This window comes from Streptomyces sp. NPDC127190 (assembly GCF_042672505.1).
Taxonomy (GTDB): Bacteria; Actinomycetota; Actinomycetes; order Streptomycetales; family Streptomycetaceae; genus Streptomyces.
Map to the genome: position 1 here is coordinate 476,870 of NZ_JBHXVE010000002.1, position 21,535 is coordinate 498,404.

17 protein-coding genes are annotated in these 21,535 nt (G+C 73.5%); 11 read left to right on the forward strand and 6 right to left on the reverse strand.

What is annotated here, in order from left to right:
- The first annotated feature begins 12 nt into the window (after positions 1-12).
- Positions 13-1,755 (forward strand): pyruvate dehydrogenase, encoded by a 1,743-nt coding sequence (locus ACFVIU_RS05355; protein WP_385840755.1) that lies wholly within the window; start codon positions 13-15, stop codon positions 1,753-1,755.
- A 309-nt stretch (positions 1,756-2,064) separates the two neighbouring features.
- On the forward strand, positions 2,065-2,562 hold the full coding sequence (locus tag ACFVIU_RS05360) for an ATP-binding protein (protein ID WP_385840839.1): 498 nt from the start codon (positions 2,065-2,067) through the stop codon (positions 2,560-2,562).
- 138 nt (positions 2,563-2,700) lie between these two features.
- Here ACFVIU_RS05360 and ACFVIU_RS05365 read toward each other — a convergent pair whose 3' ends face one another.
- Positions 2,701-3,753 carry a DUF2637 domain-containing protein gene (locus tag ACFVIU_RS05365; RefSeq protein ID WP_385840756.1) on the reverse strand — a complete coding sequence of 351 codons (1,053 nt, stop codon included), beginning with the start codon at positions 3,751-3,753 and terminating at the stop codon, positions 2,701-2,703.
- A gap of 316 nt (positions 3,754-4,069) precedes the next feature.
- Positions 4,070-4,897 carry a (2Fe-2S)-binding protein gene (locus ACFVIU_RS05370; protein WP_385840757.1) on the reverse strand — a complete coding sequence of 276 codons (828 nt, stop codon included), beginning with the start codon at positions 4,895-4,897 and terminating at the stop codon, positions 4,070-4,072.
- Positions 4,898-5,028: 131 nt separating this feature from the next.
- Between ACFVIU_RS05370 and ACFVIU_RS05375 the strand changes: the two genes are divergently transcribed.
- On the forward strand, positions 5,029-5,826 hold the full coding sequence (locus ACFVIU_RS05375; RefSeq protein WP_385840758.1) for a GntR family transcriptional regulator: 798 nt from the start codon (positions 5,029-5,031) through the stop codon (positions 5,824-5,826).
- A 33-nt stretch (positions 5,827-5,859) separates the two neighbouring features.
- Here ACFVIU_RS05375 and ACFVIU_RS05380 read toward each other — a convergent pair whose 3' ends face one another.
- From ACFVIU_RS05380 to ACFVIU_RS05390, 3 genes are all read right to left on the reverse strand, one after another.
- Positions 5,860-6,354: a DUF2231 domain-containing protein gene (locus ACFVIU_RS05380; RefSeq protein ID WP_385840759.1), complete on the reverse strand. Its 495-nt coding sequence runs from the start codon at positions 6,352-6,354 to the stop codon at positions 5,860-5,862.
- A 68-nt stretch (positions 6,355-6,422) separates the two neighbouring features.
- On the reverse strand, positions 6,423-7,187 hold the full coding sequence (locus tag ACFVIU_RS05385; RefSeq protein ID WP_385840760.1) for a hypothetical protein: 765 nt from the start codon (positions 7,185-7,187) through the stop codon (positions 6,423-6,425).
- Between the two features lie 174 nt (positions 7,188-7,361).
- Positions 7,362-9,035 carry a PucR family transcriptional regulator gene (locus tag ACFVIU_RS05390; protein ID WP_385840762.1) on the reverse strand — a complete coding sequence of 558 codons (1,674 nt, stop codon included), beginning with the start codon at positions 9,033-9,035 and terminating at the stop codon, positions 7,362-7,364.
- Positions 9,036-9,389: 354 nt separating this feature from the next.
- On the opposite strand from ACFVIU_RS05390, the gene ACFVIU_RS05395 reads away from it, so the two are divergent.
- From ACFVIU_RS05395 to ACFVIU_RS05420, 6 genes are all read left to right on the forward strand, one after another.
- Entirely contained in the window at positions 9,390-10,283 is an 894-nt protein-coding gene (locus ACFVIU_RS05395) for an FAD binding domain-containing protein (RefSeq protein WP_385840763.1), read from the forward strand.
- Positions 10,283-10,864, forward strand: a complete 582-nt coding sequence (locus ACFVIU_RS05400; RefSeq protein ID WP_385840764.1) for a (2Fe-2S)-binding protein — start codon at positions 10,283-10,285, stop codon at positions 10,862-10,864. Before ACFVIU_RS05395 ends, ACFVIU_RS05400 begins: the two co-directional genes overlap by 1 nt.
- 2 nt (positions 10,865-10,866) lie before the next feature.
- On the forward strand, positions 10,867-13,251 hold the full coding sequence (locus ACFVIU_RS05405; RefSeq protein ID WP_385840765.1) for a xanthine dehydrogenase family protein molybdopterin-binding subunit: 2,385 nt from the start codon (positions 10,867-10,869) through the stop codon (positions 13,249-13,251).
- A gap of 208 nt (positions 13,252-13,459) precedes the next feature.
- Positions 13,460-14,917 (forward strand): NCS2 family permease, encoded by a 1,458-nt coding sequence (locus ACFVIU_RS05410; RefSeq protein ID WP_385840766.1) that lies wholly within the window; start codon positions 13,460-13,462, stop codon positions 14,915-14,917.
- Positions 14,918-14,962: 45 nt separating this feature from the next.
- The gene (locus ACFVIU_RS05415) at positions 14,963-16,114 is read left to right on the forward strand and encodes an XdhC family protein (RefSeq protein ID WP_385840767.1); all 1,152 of its coding nucleotides are present in this window, start codon (positions 14,963-14,965) and stop codon (positions 16,112-16,114) included.
- Between the two features lie 54 nt (positions 16,115-16,168).
- Positions 16,169-16,810: a LysE family translocator gene (locus tag ACFVIU_RS05420; RefSeq protein WP_385840768.1), complete on the forward strand. Its 642-nt coding sequence runs from the start codon at positions 16,169-16,171 to the stop codon at positions 16,808-16,810.
- A 13-nt stretch (positions 16,811-16,823) separates the two neighbouring features.
- On the opposite strand, the gene ACFVIU_RS05425 is transcribed toward ACFVIU_RS05420, so the two are convergent.
- On the reverse strand, positions 16,824-17,264 hold the full coding sequence (locus tag ACFVIU_RS05425; protein ID WP_385840769.1) for an SRPBCC family protein: 441 nt from the start codon (positions 17,262-17,264) through the stop codon (positions 16,824-16,826).
- Between the two features lie 187 nt (positions 17,265-17,451).
- Here ACFVIU_RS05425 and ACFVIU_RS05430 point away from each other — a divergent pair, with 187 nt between their 5' ends.
- Both ACFVIU_RS05430 and ACFVIU_RS05435 read left to right on the forward strand, forming a co-directional pair.
- Positions 17,452-19,194 carry a serine protease gene (locus ACFVIU_RS05430; protein ID WP_385840770.1) on the forward strand — a complete coding sequence of 581 codons (1,743 nt, stop codon included), beginning with the start codon at positions 17,452-17,454 and terminating at the stop codon, positions 19,192-19,194.
- A complete protein-coding gene (locus ACFVIU_RS05435; RefSeq protein ID WP_385840771.1) occupies positions 19,191-21,530 on the forward strand; it encodes a tetratricopeptide repeat protein in 2,340 nt (779 codons plus the stop codon). The genes ACFVIU_RS05430 and ACFVIU_RS05435 overlap by 4 nt, the downstream gene beginning before the upstream one ends.
- Positions 21,531-21,535: the final 5 nt, after the last annotated feature.

The window sequence follows — 21,535 nt, forward strand, 5'->3', positions numbered from 1 at the left end:
CTGTATGGGTGCATGGCCAAGCAGAACGTAGCCGAGCAGTTCGTCGACCTGCTGGTGCGCGCCGGCGTGCGCCGCCTCTACGGGGTGGTCGGCGACAGCCTCAACCCGGTCGTCGACGCCGTGCGCCGCAACGCCGCCATCGACTGGATCCATGTGCGCCACGAGGAGAGCGCCGCGTTCGCCGCCGGCGCCGAGGCCCAGGTCACCGGGCGGCTGGCCGCCTGCGCCGGCTCCTGCGGCCCCGGCAATCTGCACCTGATCAACGGCCTCTACGACGCCCACCGCTCGATGGCCCCGGTGCTCGCCCTCGCCTCGCACATCCCCTCCAGCGAGATCGGCCTCGGCTACTTCCAGGAGACCCACCCGGACCGGCTCTTCACCGAGTGCAGCCACTACAGCGAGCTGATCTCCAGCCCGAAGCAGATGCCCCGCCTGGTGCAGACCGCCATCCAGCACGCGGTCGGCCGCCGCGGGGTCAGCGTGGTCGCGCTGCCCGGCGACATCGCCGCCGAACCCGCCCCGGACAAGGCCCCCGAGAGTGCCCTCGTCACCTCCCGGCCCACCGTGCGGCCCGGCGACGCCGAGCTGGACGCGCTGGTGGAGATGATCGACGCGGCCGGCAAGGTCACCCTGTTCTGCGGCAGCGGCACGGCCGGGGCGCACGCCGAGGTGATGGAGTTCGCCGGGCGGATCAAGGCACCCGTCGGACACGCCCTGCGGGGCAAGGAGTTCATCCAGTACGACAACCCGTACGACGTCGGCATGAGCGGCCTCCTCGGCTACGGCGCCGCCTACGAGGCCACCCACGCGTGCGATCTGCTGATCCTGCTCGGCACCGACTTCCCGTACAACGCCTTCCTGCCCGACGACGTCCGCATCGCCCAGATCGACGTACGGCCGGAGGTCCTCGGCCGCCGGTCCCGGCTCGACCTCGCCGTGTGGGGCGACGTCCGCGAGACGCTGCGCTGCCTGATCCCGCGGGTGCGGGAGAAGACGGACCGGCGCTTCCTCGACCGGATGCTGCGCAGACACGCCGACGCCCTGGAGGGCGTGGTCAAGGCGTACACCCGCAAGGTCGACAAGCACGTCCCGATCCACCCCGAGTACGTGGCGGCGGTCCTGGACGAGATCGCCGCCGACGACGCGGTGTTCACCGTCGACACCGGGATGTGCAACGTGTGGGCGGCACGGTACGTCTCGCCCAACGGGCGGCGCCGGATCATCGGTTCCTTCTCGCACGGGTCGATGGCGAACGCGTTGCCGATGGCGATCGGCGCCCAGTTCACCGACCGGCGCCGGCAGGTGGTCTCGATGTCCGGCGACGGCGGCTTCTCCATGCTCATGGGCGACTTCCTGACCCTCGTGCAGTACGACCTTCCGGTGAAGGTCGTACTGTTCAACAACTCCTCCCTCGGCATGGTGGAGCTGGAGATGCTGGTCTCCGGGCTGCCCTCGTACGGCACCGCCAACACCAACCCCGACTTCGCCGCCGTCGCCCGCGCCTGCGGGGCGTACGGGGTCCGGGTCGAGAAGCCCAAGCAGCTCGCCGGGGCGCTCCGGGACGCCTTCCGGCACCGGGGTCCGGCGCTGGTCGACATCGTCACGGACCCCAACGCCCTGTCCATCCCACCGAAGATCAGCGCCGAGATGGTCACCGGCTTCGCGCTGTCCGCGTCGAAGATCGTGCTGGACGGCGGGGTCGGCCGGATGCTCCAGATGGCCCGGTCCAACCTGCGCAACGTACCGCGGCCCTGAGCCGGCCCACCCCTCGCCGCGGGGATCGGATTTCGGCCAGTTTCGGCCGAGGTGGGGAGGGGGTCACCAGGGGTGTCCGGTCCGTCCCGGCCGGTGTCCCGGGGTGTCCGGGGCGGCCTGCGCAGTGCCGGAGGGTGGCCGAAGGGCCGCGGCGGCGTCCGGCGGGTGCCGGACGAAGGGCGCGAGCGTGGCCGAACCGCCGGTCATCGGGGCGGCCAAAGGACTGCCCGGGAGCCCGCTGGGCAAGCATCCCCCGTGAACGTGTTCGACCACCAGGGGCAGGGTCCGAGCGGCGTGCGGGCGGGGGTCATGAAGAGGCAGGCGCGAGGAGGCGGTTCCAGGGCCGTCGGGGCCTTCTCGGCGACGACGGGGGACGAGGCGGGGGACGCCGTGGGGGCAGGGTCCGACACCATCACCGAACACGCGCACCGGCTCCGGCGCAGGCTGGGGCGGGCGGATCTGCGGGCGGTGCCCGAGGCCCGGCGGGAGCTGCGCGCACTGCTGCGGCACTGGGGCAGACCGGGCCGCTCCGAGATAGCCGAGCTGCTCACCAGCGAACTCGTCACCAACGCCCTGGTGCACACCGACCACGACGCCGTGCTGACGGCCGTCGTCGGACCGGACGGACTGCGCGTGGAGGTACGGGACTTCGTGGGCCGTAGACCCGAGCTGCACGCCCCGGAGGGGGACGAGGACACGCACGGCCGGGGCCTGGTCCTGGTGGAGTCCCTCGCGGACGCCTGGGGCGTACGGCCGCACGGCGTGGGCAAGTCGGTGTGGTTCCACCTGGACGCCGAGGCGGCCTAGGCGCTGTCTTCCGGATCCTGCCGACGCGCGGGCAGGGCGGGTACGGCGACAGACGCGCACGGGACGGGGGCGCGACCCGTGTGGTCGCGCCCCCGTCCCGTGTGTCCGTCCCCTGTGCGGCGGCTGCCCGCGGACGGATCAGCCGAACTGCTGCTCCAGGTCCTTGAGCTTGCGTTCCAGGGAGTCCAGGCGCGGCAGGGCCTGGGTGTCGTCCTCCGCGGTGAGGTCGACGGTGGTCACCGGCTCAGCTCCGGGGCGGACCGGCTGAAGGGAGGGTCGGGCGCGTACCGGCAGCTGCTCCGCGGTGGATATGGCAGGCTCCGCGGTGGCCGTCCCGGGGCCGCGCTCCACCGCCTGCACCTCGACCTCGACCTCGCGGCCGCCGCCCCGGCCGACGAAGCCGCGGTGGCCCCGGCTGATGGCCTTGAGCTGGGCCCGGTCCAGGCGCTGCTGGTCGCGCCGGCGCTGCCGCTCCTCCTCCTTCTGCCGCATGTCGTCGCGGACCTCCTCGACCGCCTCGTCCAGGCTGCGCACGCCCTCCAGGAGCATCAGCGACCAGGCGCGGTAGGTCTCGCGCGGGGCCCGCATCCAGCGCACCACGCGGATCTGCGGCAGCGGCCGCGGCACCAGGCCCTGCTCGCGCAGCGCGGCCCGGCGGGTCTGCTTCAGCGCCCGGTCGAACAGCACGGCCGCGGAGAGCGACATGCCGGAGAAGAACTGCGGGGCGCCCGCGTGACCGGCGCCCCGGGGCGCGTGCACCCAGTTGAACCAGGCCGCCGCGGCGGCGAACATCCACACCAGTATCCGGGAGCCGAGCGCCGCGTCACCGTGGCTGGCCTCGCGCACGGCGAGGACGGAGCAGAACATCGCCGCACCGTCCAGGCCGAACGGCACCAGGTACTGCCAGCCGTCGGTCAGCCCCAGGTTCTGTTCGCCGAAGCCGACGAGGCCGTGGAAGGAGAGGGCGGCCGCGACCGCCGCACAGCAGAACAACAGGACGTAGGAGGCAGTGCCGTAGATGGCCTCCTTGCGCCGCCGGCGCTCCTCGCTGCGCTCCCACGAGTCGTCCGCGTTCGCGTTCTCCCCGGAGGAGCGCTTGCCGCGCGCGAGCACCGCCACCGCCACCAGCATGCCCAGGAGCAGTACGGCGCCCGGAAGCAGCCAGTTCAGCGATATGTCGGTCAGTCTCATCAGGGGTCCCTTGCATTGGGATAGGGCGTAACGCCCGCCATAGTGGCCCACTCCCGACGGCCCTCAGGGGGTTTCGGGGCAAGAGGCCGCCAAGGAGGTGCAAGGGGATGCCCAAGACGGCGTTCTGCTCGAACTGCCGCTTGAGGGGCGGGAGTTGAGTTCGAATAAGACTACCCGTACGGATGGTTCCTCGGAAAGTTCCTGCGATTCGTGAGGAAGTTGTGAATGACCTGTCCGTCGCCGGGCAGTCCTCCGGGTTGCCGCTGCCGGTGATCTTAGTGGACGCCGGCCCGTGCTCCTGCCGCCCGATGCCCCGTCAGGCCGCTGCCGACACCGTCGGCCTGACGGTGGTGCAGATGCGCGGACAGGTGGCACAGGTGTCCTCGGGGCGCACGGTGTAGAACATGCAACAACTGGTCCGCTCGCGGGTGGCCACGGGGGTGCCGTCGGGGTCGGCCGGCATCCGGAACGCGGCCGCGCCGGCGTACGGCCGGGTGGCGCCGGGCAGCAGCAGCTCCAGCTCGCGCACTGCCCGCTCCTCCTCGCCCAGCATCCGGGCGACGTACCACAGCCCCTCCACCACCTCGTCGGTCACCATGCCCCACAGCGCCCGGCCGCGCCGCCGCATCCGCGGCCCGAAGGTGGCCAGCAGGGGCTCCAGGTGCTCGGCCACGGCCGCCCGCACCTCGCCGCGCAGCGCCTCCTCGTCCGGTACGACGACGGCCCCGGGCAGCGCGGCCGCCGGGTCGCCCGGCAGGCAGGCGAAGGAGAGCGGCGCGCGTACGGCCATCCGCCCGCCGTCGCGGTCGTAGGCGACGTGTGTCACGGGCAGCCGGGGCACCCGGCGGTGCAGGAACCACGGCACGGTGACCAGCAGACAGGCGGGCCAGGCGTAGCGGTGCAGCCCGAAGCTCGCGACGACGTCCGGCCGGGCCTCGCGGCCGTAGTCGCGCAGCACCTGGGCGGCGTCCCAGGCCAGATAGGCGTCCAGCGCGGCGCCGCCCGCCGCGAGCCCGGCGGCCTCCACCCAGCCGCCGTCGCCCGGGATCTCCTCGCCCGGGGCCGACACGGTCACGGTCAGGCCGGGGAAGCCGGCGTGCAGACGGTCGTACGCGGCGGTGAACGGGGAGGCCGCAGCGGGCATGGCGAAACCACCGGTCCTTGATCGCGGACAAAATCGTGAAGGTAAGCCTTACCTTACTCACTTTCGATCGAATTTGAACTGTCGCCTCGGGCGCCTAAGGTGCTTGACGGACAAGCGACAACCCGCCGTTAATGACCCCAAGTACCGACAAGCCGCCAGGAGGACCCGTGGAGCAGGGAGTGAGCCGGACGCCGGCGCAGACGCTCGCGGCCGCCGCCCTGGACGGCGCACGGGAGCGGGACACGGCCGTGCCGGGCGCGCGCGGCGAGCACACGCACGGCGAGCGGCCGCTCCCCGCGGCGCGCTCCGCCGTGCAGCGCTCCTCGGTGCGTGCGCAGATCCTGGACGCCCTGCGCACGGCGCTGGTGGTCGGGGAGCTGCGGCCCGGCGAGGTCTATTCGGCTCCGGTGCTCGGCGAGCGGTTCGGGGTCTCGGCCACGCCCGTCCGGGAGGCCATGCAGCAGCTCGCCCTGGAGGGCGCCGTCGAGGTCGTGCCCAACCGCGGCTTCCGGGTCGTCGAGCGCGGGGCGCGGGAACTGGCCGAGCTGGTGGAGGTGCGGGCGCTCCTGGAGGTGCCGGTGCTGCTGCGGCTCGCCCGTACGGTGCCCGCCGAGCGGTGGGCCGCACTGCGGCCGCTCGCCGAGGAGACGGTGCGGGCGGCCGGTGCCGGGTGCCCGGCCGCGTACGCCGAGACCGACCGGGCCTTCCACGGCGCGCTGCTCGGGCTCTCCGGCAACGAGCAGCTGGTCCGCATCGCCGAGGACGTGCACCGCCGCTCCCAGTGGCCCCTGGTCGGCGGCCCGGTCCGGCACACCCGGGCGGACCTGCTCGCGGACGCGACCGAACACCTGGCCCTGCTGGACGCACTGGTGGCGGGGGACGCGGACGCGGTGCGGGGACTGGTCTCCGGGCACTTCGCCGCCGCGTAGCCGGGGCGGCCCGGCTCCCGCCGGCGGAAGGCCTCAGGAGCCGTCGGCCGCTCCGTGGCCCTGCTTCGAGTAGGCGTCGTGCCACGCGGCCTTCGCGCCCGAGTCACCGATCCGGTAGACGTCGACCACCGCGCCCGCCGCCACGCCCACCGACAGCACGCCCACGGCGATCCGCACCGGCAGCGAGTTCAGCCGGCGGCTGCCCTTCGTGGCGCGGGTCGCCCACCACACCACCGCCGCCAGCACGAACAGACCCAGCGCCCACGGCAGCAGACCGTCGCCCAGCTCGGTGTGGCGGCGGACCAGCGCGTCGTCCTCGACGTGCCGCTCCAGCCACTCACCCGCCTGCGTGGTCAGCGGCACACTGGCCAGGGCCACGAAGGCGAGTCCGGGCAGCAGCACGCCCAGCCGCCGGGCGGCGGCCGGCCATATCGCGGCGGCCACCAGGGCGAGCGCGGTCAGCGGGACGAGGACCACGACGACGTGGACCAGCAGGACATGGGCCGGAAGGCCGTTGACGAGGCTCATCGGGGCGCTCTCCTGAGAGGGGTCTTCGGGGGCGCGCCACCCTCGCACACGAATCTCTCAGTTCCTTCTCAGGCCGTCGCCGCTCCCGGCGCCGGGGGCGCTAGCTGGCGTGCCAGCCAGGTGGGCACTCCGCCGAGCAGCCGGAACAGCCGCCGGGCCTCCTCGCGCAGCCGGGAGGCCTCCGGCTCCTCCTCCGTGTCCGCCAGCGAGACGAGCGCGGGTGCCGTACCCACCAGGTAGCCCAACTCCTCGCGCAGCCGCAGGGATTCGGCGAAGCCGTGCCGCGCCTCGGCCAACTCCCCGTCGCGCAGGGCGAGTCCGGCCAGGTGCCGCCAGGTGAAGGAGAGCAGCAGCGGGTCGGCGTGCGCGGCGGCGGCCGCGTGCGCCCGGCGGTAGGCGGCGCGGGCCGCCTGCGGGGAGCGGGTGAGGTTCTCGGCGAGCAGCCCCCGGCGGAAGTCCAGCAGCGCCCGCCCGGCCGACCCGGGCGGCAGCAGCGCCGCCGCCCGGCCCAGCGCGGCCCGCGCCTCGTCGGCCCGGTCCCGGACGCCGTGCAGCGTTGCCGCGTAGGCGAGTTGGCCCCGCTCGCAGGCGGCCGCGCCGCGCTCCTCGTCGCTGTGCGCGAGCGCCTCCGCGGTGCGCAGCGCGTCCTCGGCCTCCGCCCAGCCCCGCTCGGTGTACAGACACCGTTCGACGAACAGAGTGGCCCGCTGCAACGCCGTGGGCGCGGTGTCGGATGGCAGCAGGGCCGCGGCGTCGGCCCAGCAGGCCCGGCTGCGCAGCCGCCATACCGCGGTCTGGAGCGGATCGTCACCGGTGGTTCCGTTACCAGACATGGCGGTATGCGCCACGTTGCCCTCCCCATGCACGCCATCGAGCTGTTGAGTGGTGGCGGCATTCCAGCACCGATCGCCCGGCCGGGCCAAGGGGGTGGGTGAAAGATTTCACAAAGTGGTGGGAGTTGGCGCGAGATGGTTTGCCCGGTCGCGCGCCCCCGGCGGGGCTTCGCCTCAGCTCATCCGCAGCGCAAGGAAGAAGTCCAGCTTGTCCTCGAGCCGGGAGAGGTCGCGGCCCGTCAACTGCTCGATCCGCCCGACCCGGTAGCGCAGCGTGTTGACGTGCAGGTGGAGCCGGGTGGCGCAGCGCGTCCAGGAGCCGTCGCAGTCGAGGAACGCCTCCAGGGTCGGGATCAGCTCCGCCCGGTGCCGGCGGTCGTAGTCCTTCAGCGGGTCCAGCAGGCGGGCCGTGAACGCGCGGCGGACGTCGTCCGGCACGAACGGCAGCAGCAGCACATGGCTGGCCAGTTCCTGGTGGCCGGCGGCGCAGACCCGGCCGGTGCGGGCGGCGGCCACCCGGCGGGCGTGCCGGGCCTCCTCCAGGGCGCCGCGCAGCCCCTCCGCCGAGTGCACGGCCGCGCTGACGCCGAGGGTGAGCCGCCCGTCGTCGTCCAGGCCGGCCGACAGCGGCTCCCGCACGGCCTGGAGCAGCGCGTCGGCCAGCAGACCGGTCTCGGAGCCGTCGTGCTCGGAGGAGACCGCCGGGAGCGGCACCAGGGCGATCGCCTCGTCGCCGGTGTGCGCGACCGCGATCCGGTCGGACGGCTCCGGGCCCGTGGCCAGCGGGTCGACCAGGATCTCCTCCAGCAGCGACTGGGCGACCGGGCCGCCCTCGATCCCGTTGTCCTCCCACTCCACGCGGGCCACCACCACCTGCCAGTGCGGGGCGGCCCCGAGGCCGGGCAGCAGCACCGGCGCGGCGACCCGCAGGCGGGCGGCGATCTCGGCGGGCGCGGCGCCCGTCTGCACCAGCTCCAGCACCTCCTGGGCGAGCCGGCGCCGTACCGTACGGGCCGCGTCCCGGCGGTCCCGCTCGACGGAGATCAGCTGGGTGACGCCCTGGAGCAGGTCCAGGCGCTCCTCGGGCCAGTCGCCCGCGTCCGCCTCCACGGCCAGCAGCCAGTCCGAGAGCACGGTCTCGCGCACATCGCGGGACGGCTGCGGGGAGCGGCCGGAGGAGCGGATCGGGAAGAGCGAGAAGGTGCTGCCGGCCAGCAGCACGCGGTGCGGGCCGCGGCGGCCGGTGCGGGTGGCGGACAGGTGCTCGGCGGCGAGCTTGGCGCAGGTGTCGGCGGGCAGCGCCGGGCCCGCCTCCTTGGAGCCGGCGATCAGCCGGCCGGTGGGGGAGAGCACCCAGGCGCGCAGGTCCAGGTCGGAGCCGAGCAGGTCCAGGACCACGTCCGGACCGCCGCCCGCCGGGCCCGAGGTCATCATCCGCCGGTGCCGGTCCACCACCGCCGCGAGATCCCCGGCACGCTCGCCGGAGACCTGCCGTACGACATGCTCGGTGATCGAGGCGAACGCCACCGACTCGTGCACCGCGAACAGCGGCAGCCGGTGTCTGGCGCAGGCCAGCACCAGGTCGTCCGGCACATCGCCCAGCTCCGCCTCGCCGGCCGCGAGGGCCGCCACCCCGGCCTGCGCCAGGATCCGCACGAACGGTTCGGAGTCGTCCGCGTCCCGGCGCCAGGCCAGGCCCGTGAGCACCAGTTCCCCGCCGGAGAGGTAGCGGCTCGGGTCCCGCAGGTCGGTGGTCATGACCCCGCGGACCTGGCGGTCCAGCTCGTCCTCGCCGCCGAGCAGCCGCAGGCCCAGCGCGTCGGTGTCCAGCAGTGCGCGCAGCCGCATCTCTTCGCCGCCGTTCTTTGTCTCGAAACCTACGATGAATCTTGGAGGGGGCCGGGGCGGACTCCCGCCACCGTGCTCCCCCGGTCCGTGCCGGGGCGCGCGCCGGGGTGTCCCCGCCGATTCCTGTGTTTCTCCAGGAAAACGGAGGGGTTACCGATGACCTCCGTTCATACGAATCTACAAGATGACCTCCGCGGCCAGCCAACTCCTTCATGGTTTCGGTGACTGACCCCGCCGGACTACAGGGCGGTGTACTGAGTCCACTCCGCGTTAACAGCACATGAACGAGCCGGGCCCGCCGCACACGGATTGGCTCAATCTGTACGACCCACGAGACGAAGAAGAGAGCCGGTCATGGACTTCCTTCGCCCTGCCAGCTGGGAGGAGGCGCTCGCCGCGAAGGCCGAGCACCCCACCGCTGTGCCGATTGCGGGTGGCACCGATGTGATGGTCGAGATCAACTTCGACCACCGCCGGCCCGAGTATCTCCTCGATCTGAACCGCATCGGCGATCTCTCCGAGTGGGAGGTCGGCGAGGACGCCGTGCGGCTCGGTGCCTCCGTCCCGTACACCCGGATCATGGAGGACCTCCGTGCCGAGCTGCCGGGCCTCGCGCTCGCCTCGCACACCGTCGCCTCCCCCCAGATCCGCAACCGCGGCGGCGTCGGCGGCAACCTCGGCACGGCCTCGCCCGCCGGGGACGCCCACCCCGCCCTGCTCGCGGCCGGCGCCGAGGTCGAGGTGGCGTCGGCGGCCCGCGGCACCCGGCTCATCCCGATCGACGAGTTCTACACCGGCGTCAAGCGCAACGCGCTCCAGCGCGACGAGCTGATCCGCGCCGTGCACATCAAGAAGGCCGACGGCCCGCAGCAGTACTCGAAGGTCGGCACCCGCAACGCCATGGTCATCGCCGTGTGCGCCTTCGGTCTCGCGCTGCACCCCGAGACCCGCACCGTGCGTACCGGCATCGGCTCGGCCGCCCCGACCCCGGTCCGGGCCAGGACCGCCGAGGAGTTCCTGAACGCGGCCCTGGAAGAGGGCGGCTTCTGGGACAACGGAAAGATCATCACCCCGTCGGTCGCCAAGCGGTTCGCCGAGCTGTGCTCGGCCGCCTGCAACCCGATCGACGACGTCCGGGGCACCGCGAGCTACCGCCGCCACGCGGTCGGTGTGATGGCCCGCCGGACGCTCACCTGGACCTGGGAGTCGTACCGCGGCGCCCGCCGCGCATCTGAGGGAGCTGCGTAATGCGCGTCAACTTCACCGTCAACGGACGTCCGCAGGAGGCCGACGACGTCTGGGAGGGCGAGTCCCTCCTCTACGTCCTGCGCGAGCGCCTCGGCCTGCCGGGTTCGAAGAACGCCTGTGAGCAGGGTGAGTGCGGCTCCTGCACCGTGCGCCTGGACGGCGTGCCGGTCTGCTCCTGCCTGGTCGCGGCCGGCCAGGTCGAGGGCCGCGACGTGGTGACCGTCGAGGGCCTCGCGGACTACGCCAAGCAGCGCGCCGAGGGCGGCTGCGCCTCCGGCGCCTGCGGTACGACCCTTCAGGACGCCCAGCACTGGCAGGCCAAGGGCACCGACTCGCAGACCGGCGAGGGCACCGAGCTGTCCCCGATCCAGCAGGCGTTCATCGACGCCGGCGCCGTCCAGTGCGGCTTCTGCACCCCGGGTCTGCTCGTCGCCTCCGACGAGCTGCTGGAGCGCAACCCGAACCCCACCGACGCGGACATCCGCGAGGCGCTGTCGGGCAACCTGTGCCGCTGCACGGGCTACGAGAAGATCATGGACGCGGTGCGTCTCGCCGCCGCGCGGCAGTCCGAGGAGGTCTGACGATGCCCACCAACGGCGCCCCTACGAAGATCACGCAGGGTTCCCAGACCAAGGGCGGCATCGGCGAGTCCACGCTCCGCCCGGACGGCACCCTGAAGGTCACCGGCGAGTTCGCCTACTCGTCCGACATGTGGCACGAGGACATGCTGTGGGGCCAGATCCTGCGCTCCACCGTCGCGCACGCCGAGATCGTCTCGATCGACACCTCCGAGGCCCTGGCCATGGCGGGCGTGTACGCCGTACTCACCTACGACGACCTGCCCACCGAGGTGAAGAACTACGGCCTGGAGATCCAGGACACCCCGGTCCTCGCGCACGGCAAGGTACGCCACCACGGCGAGCCGGTCGCGCTGGTCGCCGCCGACCACCCGGAGACGGCCCGCCGCGCCGCCGCCAAGATCAAGGTCGAGTACCGCGAGCTTCCGGTGATCACCGACGAGAAGTCGGCCCTCGCGCCGGACGCGATCCTCGTCCACGAGGGCCGCGACGACCACCACTCCGGGCACGTCCCGCACCCGAACATCGTGCACCGCCAGCCGATCGTCCGCGGCAACGCGGACGAGGCCGCCCAGCGGGCCGACGTCATCGTCAGGGGCGAGTACACCTTCGGCATGCAGGACCAGGCCTTCCTCGGCCCCGAGTCCGGCCTCGCCGTCCCGGAGGAGGACGGCGGCGTCCACCTCTACATCGCCACCCAGTGGCTCCACTCCGACCTGCGCCAGATCGCGCCCGTCCTCGGCCTGCCCGAGAAGAAGGTGCGGATGACCCTGGCCGGCGTCGGCGGCGCGTTCGGCGGCCGCGAGGACCTGTCCATGCAGATCCACGCCTGCCTGCTGGCGCTGCGCACCGGCAAGCCGGTCAAGATCGTCTACAACCGGTTCGAGTCCTTCTTCGGGCACGTCCACCGGCACCCGGCGAAGCTCTACTACGAGCACGGCGCCACCAGGGACGGCAAGCTCACGCACATGAAGTGCCGGATCGTCCTGGACGGCGGCGCCTACGCCTCCGCCTCCCCGGCGGTCGTCGGCAACGCCTCCTCCCTGTCGGTCGGCCCGTACGTCATCGACGACGTGGACATCGAGGCCATCGCCCTCTACACCAACAACCCGCCCTGCGGCGCCATGCGCGGCTTCGGCGCGGTCCAGGCGTGCTTCGCCTACGAGGCGCAGATGGACAAGCTGGCGGCGAAGCTCGGCATGGACCCGGTGGAGTTCCGGCAGCTGAACGCGATGGAGCAGGGCACCATCATGCCGACGGGCCAGCCCGTCGACTCGCCCGCCCCGGTCGCCGAACTGCTGCGCCGCGTCAAGGCGATGCCGCTCCCGCCGGAGCGCCAGTGGGAGTCCAGCGAGGGCGCCGACGTACGGCAGCTGCCCGGCGGCCTGTCCAACACCACGCACGGCGAGGGCGTCGTACGCGGCGTCGGCTACGCGGTCGGCATCAAGAACGTCGGCTTCTCCGAGGGCTTCGACGACTACTCCACCGCCAAGGTGCGCATGGAGGTCATCAACGGCGAGCCCGTCGCCACCGTGCACACCGCGATGGCGGAGGTCGGCCAGGGCGGTGTCACCGTCCACGCGCAGATCGCCCGCACCGAACTCGGTGTCACCCAGGTGACCATCCACCCCGCCGACACCCAGGTCGGCTCCGCCGGCTCCACCTCGGCCTCCCGGCAGACCTATGTCACCGGCGGTGCGGTGAAGAACTCCTGCGAACTGGTCCGCGAGCGGGTGCTGGAGATCGGGCGCCGCAAGTTCGGCTCCTACCACCCGGCCTGGGCCACGGCCGAACTCCTGCTGGAGGGCGGCAAGGTCGTCACCGACGGCGGCGAGATCCTCGCCGACCTGGTCGACGTCCTGGAGGACGAGGTCGTGGAGATCGAGGCGGAGTGGCGGCACCGCCCCACCGAGGCCTTCGACCTGCGCACCGGCCAGGGCAACGGACACGTCCAGTACTCCTTCGCCGCCCACCGCGCGGTGGTCGAGGTCGACACCGAGCTGGGCCTGGTCAAGGTCATCGAGCTGGCCTGCGCCCAGGACGTGGGCAAGGCGCTCAACCCGCTCTCCGTCATCGGCCAGATCCAGGGCGGCACCACCCAGGGCCTGGGCGTGGCGGTGATGGAGGAGATCATCGTGGACCCGAAGACCGCGAAGGTCAGGAACCCCTCCTTCACGGACTATCTGATCCCGACCATCCTCGACACGCCGACCATCCCGGTCGACGTGCTCGAACTCGCCGACGAGCACGCCCCGTACGGGCTGCGCGGCATCGGCGAGGCCCCGACCCTGTCGTCCACGCCGGCCGTCCTCGCGGCGATCCGGAACGCGACCGGGCTGGAGCTGAACCGGACGCCCGTGCGCCCGGAACACCTCACGGGCACCGCGTAACACCGCACGGCTCTCCGGGCGGCGCAGGGAACGTCACACACTCCGCCGCGCCGCCCGGAGGAACCACCCTTTGAGTTCCGCACCGCTCGCGGTCCTTGAAGCACCACCCTTGTTCGTCCTGGGCCGTCCCCCGGGTCGTCCATTCCCAAATCCCGTACCTCGAAGAGAACGTGTACGGGTGCCCCTGTGAACCTTGGGAGATGGCACCATGACCCAGCAGTCAGTGGAGCCCAGGACCGCAGCCGACGAAGCGGGCGAGGGCTCGCGCATCCCGGCCGGACGGTCCTGGCTCGACCGGTACTTCCACATATCCAGACGAGGATCCTCCGTCGCGCGCGAGGTGCGCGGCGGCATCACCACCTTCATGGCGATGGCGTACATCCTCCTGCTCAACCCGCTCATCCTGTCCGGCAAGGACGTCCACGGCGACACCCTCGGCCAGAAGGCCCTGATCACCGCCACCGCCCTCGCCGCGGCCTTCACCACGCTGCTGATGGGTTTCGTCGGCAAGGTGCCGCTCGCCCTCGCCGCCGGCCTCTCCGTGTCCGGCGTCCTGTCCTCGCAGGTCGCCCCCAACATGACCTGGCCACAGGCCATGGGCATGTGTGTGATGTACGGCGTCGTCATCATGCTGCTGGTCGTCACCGGCCTGCGTGAGATGATCATGAACGCGATCCCGCTGGCGCTCAAGCACGGGATCACCATGGGCATCGGCCTGTTCATCGCGCTCATCGGTCTGTACAAGTCCGGGTTCGTGCACAAGGGCGAGGCCACCCCGCTCAGCCTCGGCCCGGCGGGCCAGCTCACCGGCTGGCCGGTACTGCTCTTCGCCGGCACCCTGCTGCTGATCTTCATGCTCCAGGCCCGGAACGTCCCCGGCGCCATCCTGATCGGCATCGTCAGCGGCACGGTCGTCGCCGCGGTCCTCAACGGCATCGGCGTCATCGACCCCAGGCAGTGGGCCAACGGCGCGCCCGCACTGCACGGCAGCGCCGTCTCCATGCCCGACTTCTCGCTCCTCGGACACGTCGAGTTCGGCGGCTGGGGCAAGGTCGGCGCGATGACCATCACCATGATCGTCTTCACCCTGGTGCTGGCCGGCTTCTTCGACGCGATGGCCACCATCATCGGCGTCGGCACCGAGGCCGAACTCGCCGACGACAAGGGCCGGATGCCCGGCCTGTCCAAGGCGCTGTTCATCGACGGCATGGGCGGTGCGATCGGCGGCGTGGCGGGCGGCTCCGGCCAGACCGTCTTCATCGAGTCCGCCACCGGTGTCGGCGAGGGCGCCCGCACCGGACTCGCCTCGGTCGTCACCGGCCTGCTGTTCGCCGCGGGTCTGTTCTTCACCCCGCTGACCGCGATCGTCCCGCAGGAGGTCGCCTCCGCGGCCCTCGTCGTCATCGGCGCGATGATGATGATGAACGCGCGGCACGTCGACTGGGCCGACCGCGCCACCGCGATCCCCGTCTTCCTGACCGTGGTCCTGATGCCCTTCACGTACACCATCACCACCGGTGTCGCCGCGGGCGTCATCTCCTACACGGCCATCAAGTCCGCCCAGGGCAAGGCCCGCGAGATCGGCGCCTTCATGTGGGGTCTGACGGTGGTCTTCCTGATCTACTTCGCGCTGCATCCGATCGAGGGCTGGCTGGGCGTGCACTAGCCCACCCCCCTCCGCCCTTCCCGTCGCACGTAAGGAGACCGAGAGATGCTGGACATCGCCGAGGAGCTGAACCGGTGGGTCGAGCAGGGCCGTGACTTCGCCGTCGCCACCGTGGTGGCCGTCGGCGGCAGCGCCCCGCGCCAGCCCGGCGCCGCCCTCGCGGTGGACACCGACGGCACCGCCATCGGCTCGGTCTCCGGCGGATGTGTGGAGGGTGCCGTGTACGAGCTGTGCCGGCAGGCGCTCGAGGACGGGCAGACCGTCCTCGAACGCTTCGGCTACAGCGACGAGGATGCCTTCGCCGTCGGCCTCACCTGCGGCGGCGTCATCGACATCCTCGTCACACCGGTCCGGGCGGACGGTCCCGCCCGGCCGGTGCTCGCGGCCGCGCTGGCCGCCGCGGCCCGTGGGGAGGCCGCGGCGGTCGCGCGGATCGTGGAGGGTCCGGCCGACCTGACGGGCCGGGCCCTCCTCGTCCGCCCCGACGGCTCGCACGAGGGCGGCTTCGGCGCACACCCCGAACTCGACCGCACGGTCGCCGCCGAGGCGGGCGCCTTCCTGGACGCGGGCCGGACCGGCACCCTGGAGATCGGCGAACAGGGCTCGCGCTGCGGCGCCCCGCTCACCGTCCTGGTCGAGTCCTCCGTCCCCGCCCCCCGGATGATCGTCTTCGGCGCGATCGACTTCGCCTCGGCGCTGGTCCGCGTCGGCAAATTCCTCGGCTACCACGTCACGGTCTGCGACGCCCGCCCGGTCTTCGCCACGCGGACCCGCTTCCCCGAGGCGGACGAGATCGTCGTCGAGTGGCCCCACAAGTACCTCGAGCGCACGGAGGTCGACGCCCGCACCGTCCTGTGCGTGCTCACCCACGACGCCAAGTTCGACGTACCCCTGCTCCGGCTGGCCCTGCGGCTGCCCGTCGCCTACGTCGGTGCGATGGGCTCCCGCCGCACCCACCTGGAGCGCAACGAACGCCTGCGCGAGGTCGGCGTCACCGAGCTGGAGCTGGCCCGGCTGCACTCCCCGATCGGCCTCGACCTCGGCGCCCGTACGCCGGAGGAGACGGCCCTGTCGATCGGCGCGGAGATCGTCGCCCACCGGCGCGGCGGCAGCGGGGTCTCCCTGACCGGCGCGCACACCCCGATCCACCACGACGCCGCCGCGCGGCCGGCGGGACGGATCGGCTCGGTGGCCTGAGCGGACACCGGAAAACGGTTTGCCCCGTGCGGCCGGCCCGGATTGCATGAGGACATGCTGTCCTCCGACCGGCTGGCCGCGTTCGCGGCACTGTCGCTGCTGCTCATCGTGGTGCCGGGCCCCAGCGTGCTGTTCGTGATCGGCCGGGCCCTGGCGCACGGCCGCCGGGCCGCGCTGACCACCGTCATCGGCAACACGCTCGGCGCGTACGTCCTGGTGACCGCCGTGGCCCTCGGCGTCGGCTCGCTCGTGGAGCGCTCGCTCCTCGTCTTCACCGCCCTGAAGCTCGCGGGCGCCGCCTACCTGGTGTACCTGGGCATCAGGGCCTGGCGGCAACGCGGCTCGCTGCGGGCCGCGTTCACCGGGCCCGGCGCCCCGGCCCACGGCGGCCTGCGCACCCTCTGGGAGGGGTTCGCCGTCGGCGTGGCCAACCCCAAGACCATGGTCTTCTTCGCCGCCGTCCTGCCCCAGTTCGTGGACCGCGAGCAGGGACACGTCCCGGCCCAGATGCTGCTGCTCGGACTGGTCTTCAACGTCCTCGCCCTCGCCTGCGACAGCGTCTGGGGCCTGGCCGCCTCCGCCGCCCGGGACTGGTTCGCCCGGTCACCCCGGCGGCTCGCCGCGGTCGGCGGGGCGGGCGGCCTGACCATGATCGGCCTGGGCGTCACGGTGGCGGTGACGGGCCGCAAGGACTGACGGCCCGGCCCGTTCAGGGCCGCCGCAGCAACCGGTTCGCCGCCCGCCCGAACGTCGTACGGGCCACTCGCTCCAGTACGCCGTCGAAGGCGCGCGGCAGGAAGCGGACCCGCAGTTCCTCCCGCCACACCACCCGGGCGCGGCCGCCCGGCCCCGGCCCGACCTCGATCTCGGCCCAGCCGAGAATCACCCGGCCGCGCTTCTCCAGCCGGCACAGCCCGCCCTCGCCGTCGGCGGGCGGCCGCCACACCGTCACCTCCATCACATCGTCGAAGGCCAGCGGGCCGACGCCGGAACGCGCCACGAACCGCGTGCCCTCCCCGGTCGGCGCGGGCGTGAGCACCCTGATCCGGGTCAGCGGGACCGCGTCGGCGTGGCGGGGCCACTGGGTGAGCCGGCGCCAGGCCTCCGCCACGGGGAGGGGCGCCGTACGTACGAGGGAGAAGGTGGGCACGGCACGATCGTAGGCAATGACCGCCGTCGGCCCGCGTGTTCGCACCGCGCGGCGACCCGCCCGCCGGGCGTCCACCGGGGGCCGCAGCCGTCCCGTCCCGCACCCGCTCGCCCAGGCCCCCGGCCATCCGCCACGACCCCGTGCACACCAGTAGTACCGGACGGGCACGCGGAGTAGCCTCGGAAAAATGACGCGCACGGGGGAGCGAGCCGTCAACGGTCGGTTACGCACACCGACCTGGATCACCCGCGTCGAGGCGCCCGACGGACGGGTCCTCGGCGCCGGAGTGCTGCTCGCCGCCGACCGGGTGCTCACCGCCGCCCATGTGGTGCACCCCGGCCGCCTCTACACCGTCCGGCTCGTCGGTGTCCCCGGCCTCTCCGCCGTACCCGCCACGGTCCGCCCGGACGAGTACGTGCCGCAGAGCGAGGACGCCTTCGGCGACCGCAGCGGTGACCTCGCCCTGCTGCGCCTGACCAGGCCGCTGCCCGCCGGGCACGCCACCCGGCTGTACCGGCTCGCCGCACCGCACGGACCCGTGAGCATGTACGGCTTCCCGGACGGCGACGAGGGCGGCCGCTGGCACGGCGCCACCCTGGTCGCCGCCCGCGGCCGGGACAGCCAGGTGCAGCTGCGCCCGCTCACCCCCGGGGAATTAGCCGCCGACGGCTTCAGCGGCGGCGGTGTCGTCGACCATGCCACCGACCGGGTCATCGGCATCGTCCTCAGCGTGGACGACGGGCCGGCCCCCTCCGCCTTCAGCTACATGAGCCCCACCGAGACCATCCTCAGCCATCTGCCGCAGGTCGCCGCCTGGACCGACGGCGCCGAGGCCGTCGACCCGCGGCTGCGCAGCGGCGCCCGGGACACCGCCGGGCGGCTCGACCTGCCCTTCGCCACCGAACTCGCCTCCTGGTACCGCGGCGAGGGCTGGCCGGTGCTGGTCACCGTCGTCCCCGTCGGCGGCGACCGCGCCTTCACCCTCGAACGGGCCGTCACCCTCGCCGACCGCGAACTGCGCACCCGGCACCACACCAGCGCCGTCAGCCAGGACCCGCCCGAGACCGTGCCTCCGGCGGGCGCGCACGATCTCGCCCTGAACGTCGAGGAGTTGACGGCCGCCGAGGTGATGGACCGGATCGCCGAACGCCTCGGCATCCCGGACGACCCCCGGCCCGAACGGCTCGGCACCCTGCGCGTCCCGCTCGCCGCCGTCCTGGTCGGCATCGACCGCTGCGCCGAACCCGCTGCCCTGCTCGGCCTGCTGGACCGGCTCGCCCGGCACGGCGCCCGGCTGCTGCTGGTGTTCCGCGCCCCCGAGGGCCCCGCCGCCGAGGCCGCCGAGTCCCTCGTCACCCGGCCGCTGCACGACCGCTGGGCCCGGCTGCTCGCCGAACTCGACCATGTCGTCGACGTGTTGGGCCCGTCCTTGGACGCGCACCGCGACCGCGTCCTGCCCGCCCCCGGCACCCGGCACCTCTTCGACCAGGCCGAGGCGGCGGTACGGCGCTCCGGGATGCTGCGCGCCTGGGTCGCCCACGCCCCCGCCCACGAGCGCGAACCCGGCCGTGCCGACCTGCTGTTCACCTTCGAGGACGCCGCCGAACGCCGCCGGCAGCGGCTGGAACAGGCCCTCGCGGCCCTCGACACCCGGCTGCGCCGCCGCGGGGACCTCCAGGGCCGGGTCGGCGCCGCCTGGCCGCTGTGCCGGCAGCGCGCCGCCGACGGCGACCGCCTGCTGGCCGCCTACCAGCTCTACGAACAGGCCCTGACCGTGCTGCGGCAGACCCCCTGCGACCTCGAACAGGCGGAGACGGCGGTCGACCGCTTCCTCTCCTTCTGCTCCGGGCCCGCGGGCCCCGCCGAACGCACCGCCTCAGCAGGTTCCGGCGATCCCGCCGGCGCGCCCCGAGAGGAGGGCGGATCGTGACCTCGTGTGTCCGGCCCGGTTGCGCGGGACGCATCATGGGCACCGGTTTCTGCGACACCTGCGGACACCGGCACATCGAACCGCGCAGCGAACCGACGGTCCCGCCCCGGGCCGCGGCCCCGCCGGCCGCCTCCGCCGAGGAGCCGGCCGGCCCGCCCGCCGTGCACGCCGTCGCCGGCGTCGGCGACCTCGACCAGCACGGACTGGTCGTCCTGCCCGAGGTCCCGGCCCCCGACGACGTCCTCGTCACCGACCCCCGCCCGCCCACCGGCGGCCGCCGCTGCGGCGCGAACGGCTGCACCATGACCATCGGCGTCGGCTACGGCGGCCAGCCCGCCCGCCCCACCGGCCGCTGCCCCCGCTGCGGCACCCCCTACTCCTTCCTCCCGCAACTGCACCCGGGCGACATCGTCGCCGGCCACTACCGGGTGCTCGGCTGCCTCGCCCACGGCGGCCTCGGCTGGATCCACCTCGCCGAGGACACCCGCGCCGAGGGCCACCAGGTCGTCCTCAAGAGCCAGATCAACGTCCACGACGCACTCGCCCGGCGCACCGCGGTGGAGGAACGCCGCTCCCTGACCGAGCTGCACCACCCCGACATCGTCCGCATCATCACCTACGCCGAACACCGCGCCCCCGGCGGCCCGACCACCGGCTACCTGGTCATGGACTACATCCGCGGCCGCTCCCTCCAGCAGCTCTTCGACGCCCCCGACGCCGAGCGGATCTTCCACGGCCGCCCCCGTCTCGACCACGTCCTCACCTACGGCTGCAAGATCCTCGGCGCCCTTCAGTACATGCACGAACGCGGCCTGCTCTACTGCGACATGAAGCCCGCCAACGTCATCCACTTCGGCCGGGCCGTCAAGGTCATCGACCTCGGCGCGGTCCGCGCGATCGGCGACCGCAGCTCGGCGTACGTGTACACGGCCACCTTCGCCCCGCCGGAGGAGGAGATCGACCGCCGCGGCTGGCGCGTGGACAGCGACCTCTACGCCGTCGGCATGACCCTCCAGGCCCTGGCCCGGGACATCGAACCGGCCCGCGGTCTCGCCTCCGACTCCTTCCGCCGCCTCGTCGACCGCGCCACCCACGCCGAACCCCGCGCCCGGTTCCGCTCGGCCGCCGAGATGTCCCGGCAACTCTGGGAGGTGCTGCGGGAGTTCCGTTCGCTCCAGTTCGGCGAGCAGCTGCCGGAGAGCTCCACCCGGTTCCGGGCCATCGGCGCCAGCCTCGACGCCGGGCTCGGCGCGATCCCGGCCCTGGACCACTGGACCGGCCGCCCCGGCGAGCACCCGCTCGGCCTGGACATCTCGCCGCCCGCCGCGGCCGAGGTCGCCGGCGCCCTGCCGGAGCCGGTCCCGGACCCCGGCGACGGCGCCGCCCTGCTCCTCGACACCTTCCCGCCCGACGCGCCCGACCGGGTCGCCCGCCAGTGGCCCCGCGAGTCCCGGCTCGGCACCCCCGAGACCGCGCTGTGGCTGTGCCGCGCCTACCTCAGGCGGGGCGAGCAGGCCGCGGCCGAGACCTGGCTCGCCGAGGCCGAGACCCTGCTCGGCGAACGCGCCGCCGCCCACGACTGGCGCATCGCCTGGCACCACGGCGTCCTGCACCTCAGCAGGGGCGAGACCGGCGAGGCCGGCGCCCGCTTCGACGCCGTCTACGGCGCCCTGCCGGGGGAGTGCGCGCCGAAGCTCGCCCTCGGCTACTGCGCCGAACACGCGGCCCGCCCCGCGGCGGCGGCCCCGCCCGCAGGCCAGGAGGCCGGACGCGACACGGCTGACCCCGCCGGCGGGCGGGCCCGGCGGCGGCCGGTGCGGGCCATGCGCTTCTACGAGGCCGTGTGGAAACGGGACTTCGCGCACACCGCCGCCGCGTTCGGCCTGGCCCGCGCCCATCTGGCCGGCGGCGACCGGGACGCCGCCGTCCGGGTGCTCGACGAGGTCCCGGCCACCTCCCGGCACCACGACGCCGCCCGCATCGCCGCCGTCCGCGTCCGCGCCGGCATCCTGCACGGCACCCCGCCCACCCCGGCCGACCTGCAAGACGCCGCCCGGCGCCTGCCCGAGCTGCGGCTGGACGGCGGTGCCGCCGACGGCGAGTCCAGGGCCCGGCTGGTCGCCGAGGTCCGGGAGAACGCCCTGTACGGCCGGCCCGAGCAGGGCTGGGGACCGGAGTTCCCGGCCGGACCGCTCCTCGGGCCCGGCGACGAGGACAGCCTGCGCACCCTGCTGGAGCACTCCTTCCGGCAGCTCGCCGCGCAGGCCCGTACCGCCGGCGAACACGGCCGGCTGCTCGACCTGGCCCACGCGGTCCGGCCGATGAGCACCTTCTGACCACA

What these genes read in the sequence shown, in the direction of transcription:
- ACFVIU_RS05420 (WP_385840768.1), top strand. Translation starts at nt 16,169, where the DNA reads ATGCTGTCCTCCGACCGGCTGGCCGCGTTCGCGGCACTGTCGCTGCTG.
- ACFVIU_RS05375 (WP_385840758.1), top strand. Translation starts at nt 5,029, where the DNA reads ATGACCCCAAGTACCGACAAGCCGCCAGGAGGACCCGTGGAGCAGGGA.
- ACFVIU_RS05360 (WP_385840839.1), top strand. Translation starts at nt 2,065, where the DNA reads ATGAAGAGGCAGGCGCGAGGAGGCGGTTCCAGGGCCGTCGGGGCCTTC.
- ACFVIU_RS05415 (WP_385840767.1), top strand. Translation starts at nt 14,963, where the DNA reads ATGCTGGACATCGCCGAGGAGCTGAACCGGTGGGTCGAGCAGGGCCGT.
- ACFVIU_RS05355 (WP_385840755.1), top strand. Translation starts at nt 13, where the DNA reads ATGGCCAAGCAGAACGTAGCCGAGCAGTTCGTCGACCTGCTGGTGCGC.
- ACFVIU_RS05380 (WP_385840759.1), bottom strand. Translation starts at nt 6,354, where the DNA reads ATGAGCCTCGTCAACGGCCTTCCGGCCCATGTCCTGCTGGTCCACGTC.
- ACFVIU_RS05395 (WP_385840763.1), top strand. Translation starts at nt 9,390, where the DNA reads ATGGACTTCCTTCGCCCTGCCAGCTGGGAGGAGGCGCTCGCCGCGAAG.
- ACFVIU_RS05405 (WP_385840765.1), top strand. Translation starts at nt 10,867, where the DNA reads ATGCCCACCAACGGCGCCCCTACGAAGATCACGCAGGGTTCCCAGACC.
- ACFVIU_RS05430 (WP_385840770.1), top strand. Translation starts at nt 17,452, where the DNA reads ATGACGCGCACGGGGGAGCGAGCCGTCAACGGTCGGTTACGCACACCG.
- ACFVIU_RS05390 (WP_385840762.1), bottom strand. Translation starts at nt 9,035, where the DNA reads ATGCGGCTGCGCGCACTGCTGGACACCGACGCGCTGGGCCTGCGGCTG.
- ACFVIU_RS05400 (WP_385840764.1), top strand. Translation starts at nt 10,283, where the DNA reads ATGCGCGTCAACTTCACCGTCAACGGACGTCCGCAGGAGGCCGACGAC.
- ACFVIU_RS05385 (WP_385840760.1), bottom strand. Translation starts at nt 7,187, where the DNA reads ATGTCTGGTAACGGAACCACCGGTGACGATCCGCTCCAGACCGCGGTA.
- ACFVIU_RS05370 (WP_385840757.1), bottom strand. Translation starts at nt 4,897, where the DNA reads ATGCCCGCTGCGGCCTCCCCGTTCACCGCCGCGTACGACCGTCTGCAC.
- ACFVIU_RS05410 (WP_385840766.1), top strand. Translation starts at nt 13,460, where the DNA reads ATGACCCAGCAGTCAGTGGAGCCCAGGACCGCAGCCGACGAAGCGGGC.
- ACFVIU_RS05365 (WP_385840756.1), bottom strand. Translation starts at nt 3,753, where the DNA reads ATGAGACTGACCGACATATCGCTGAACTGGCTGCTTCCGGGCGCCGTA.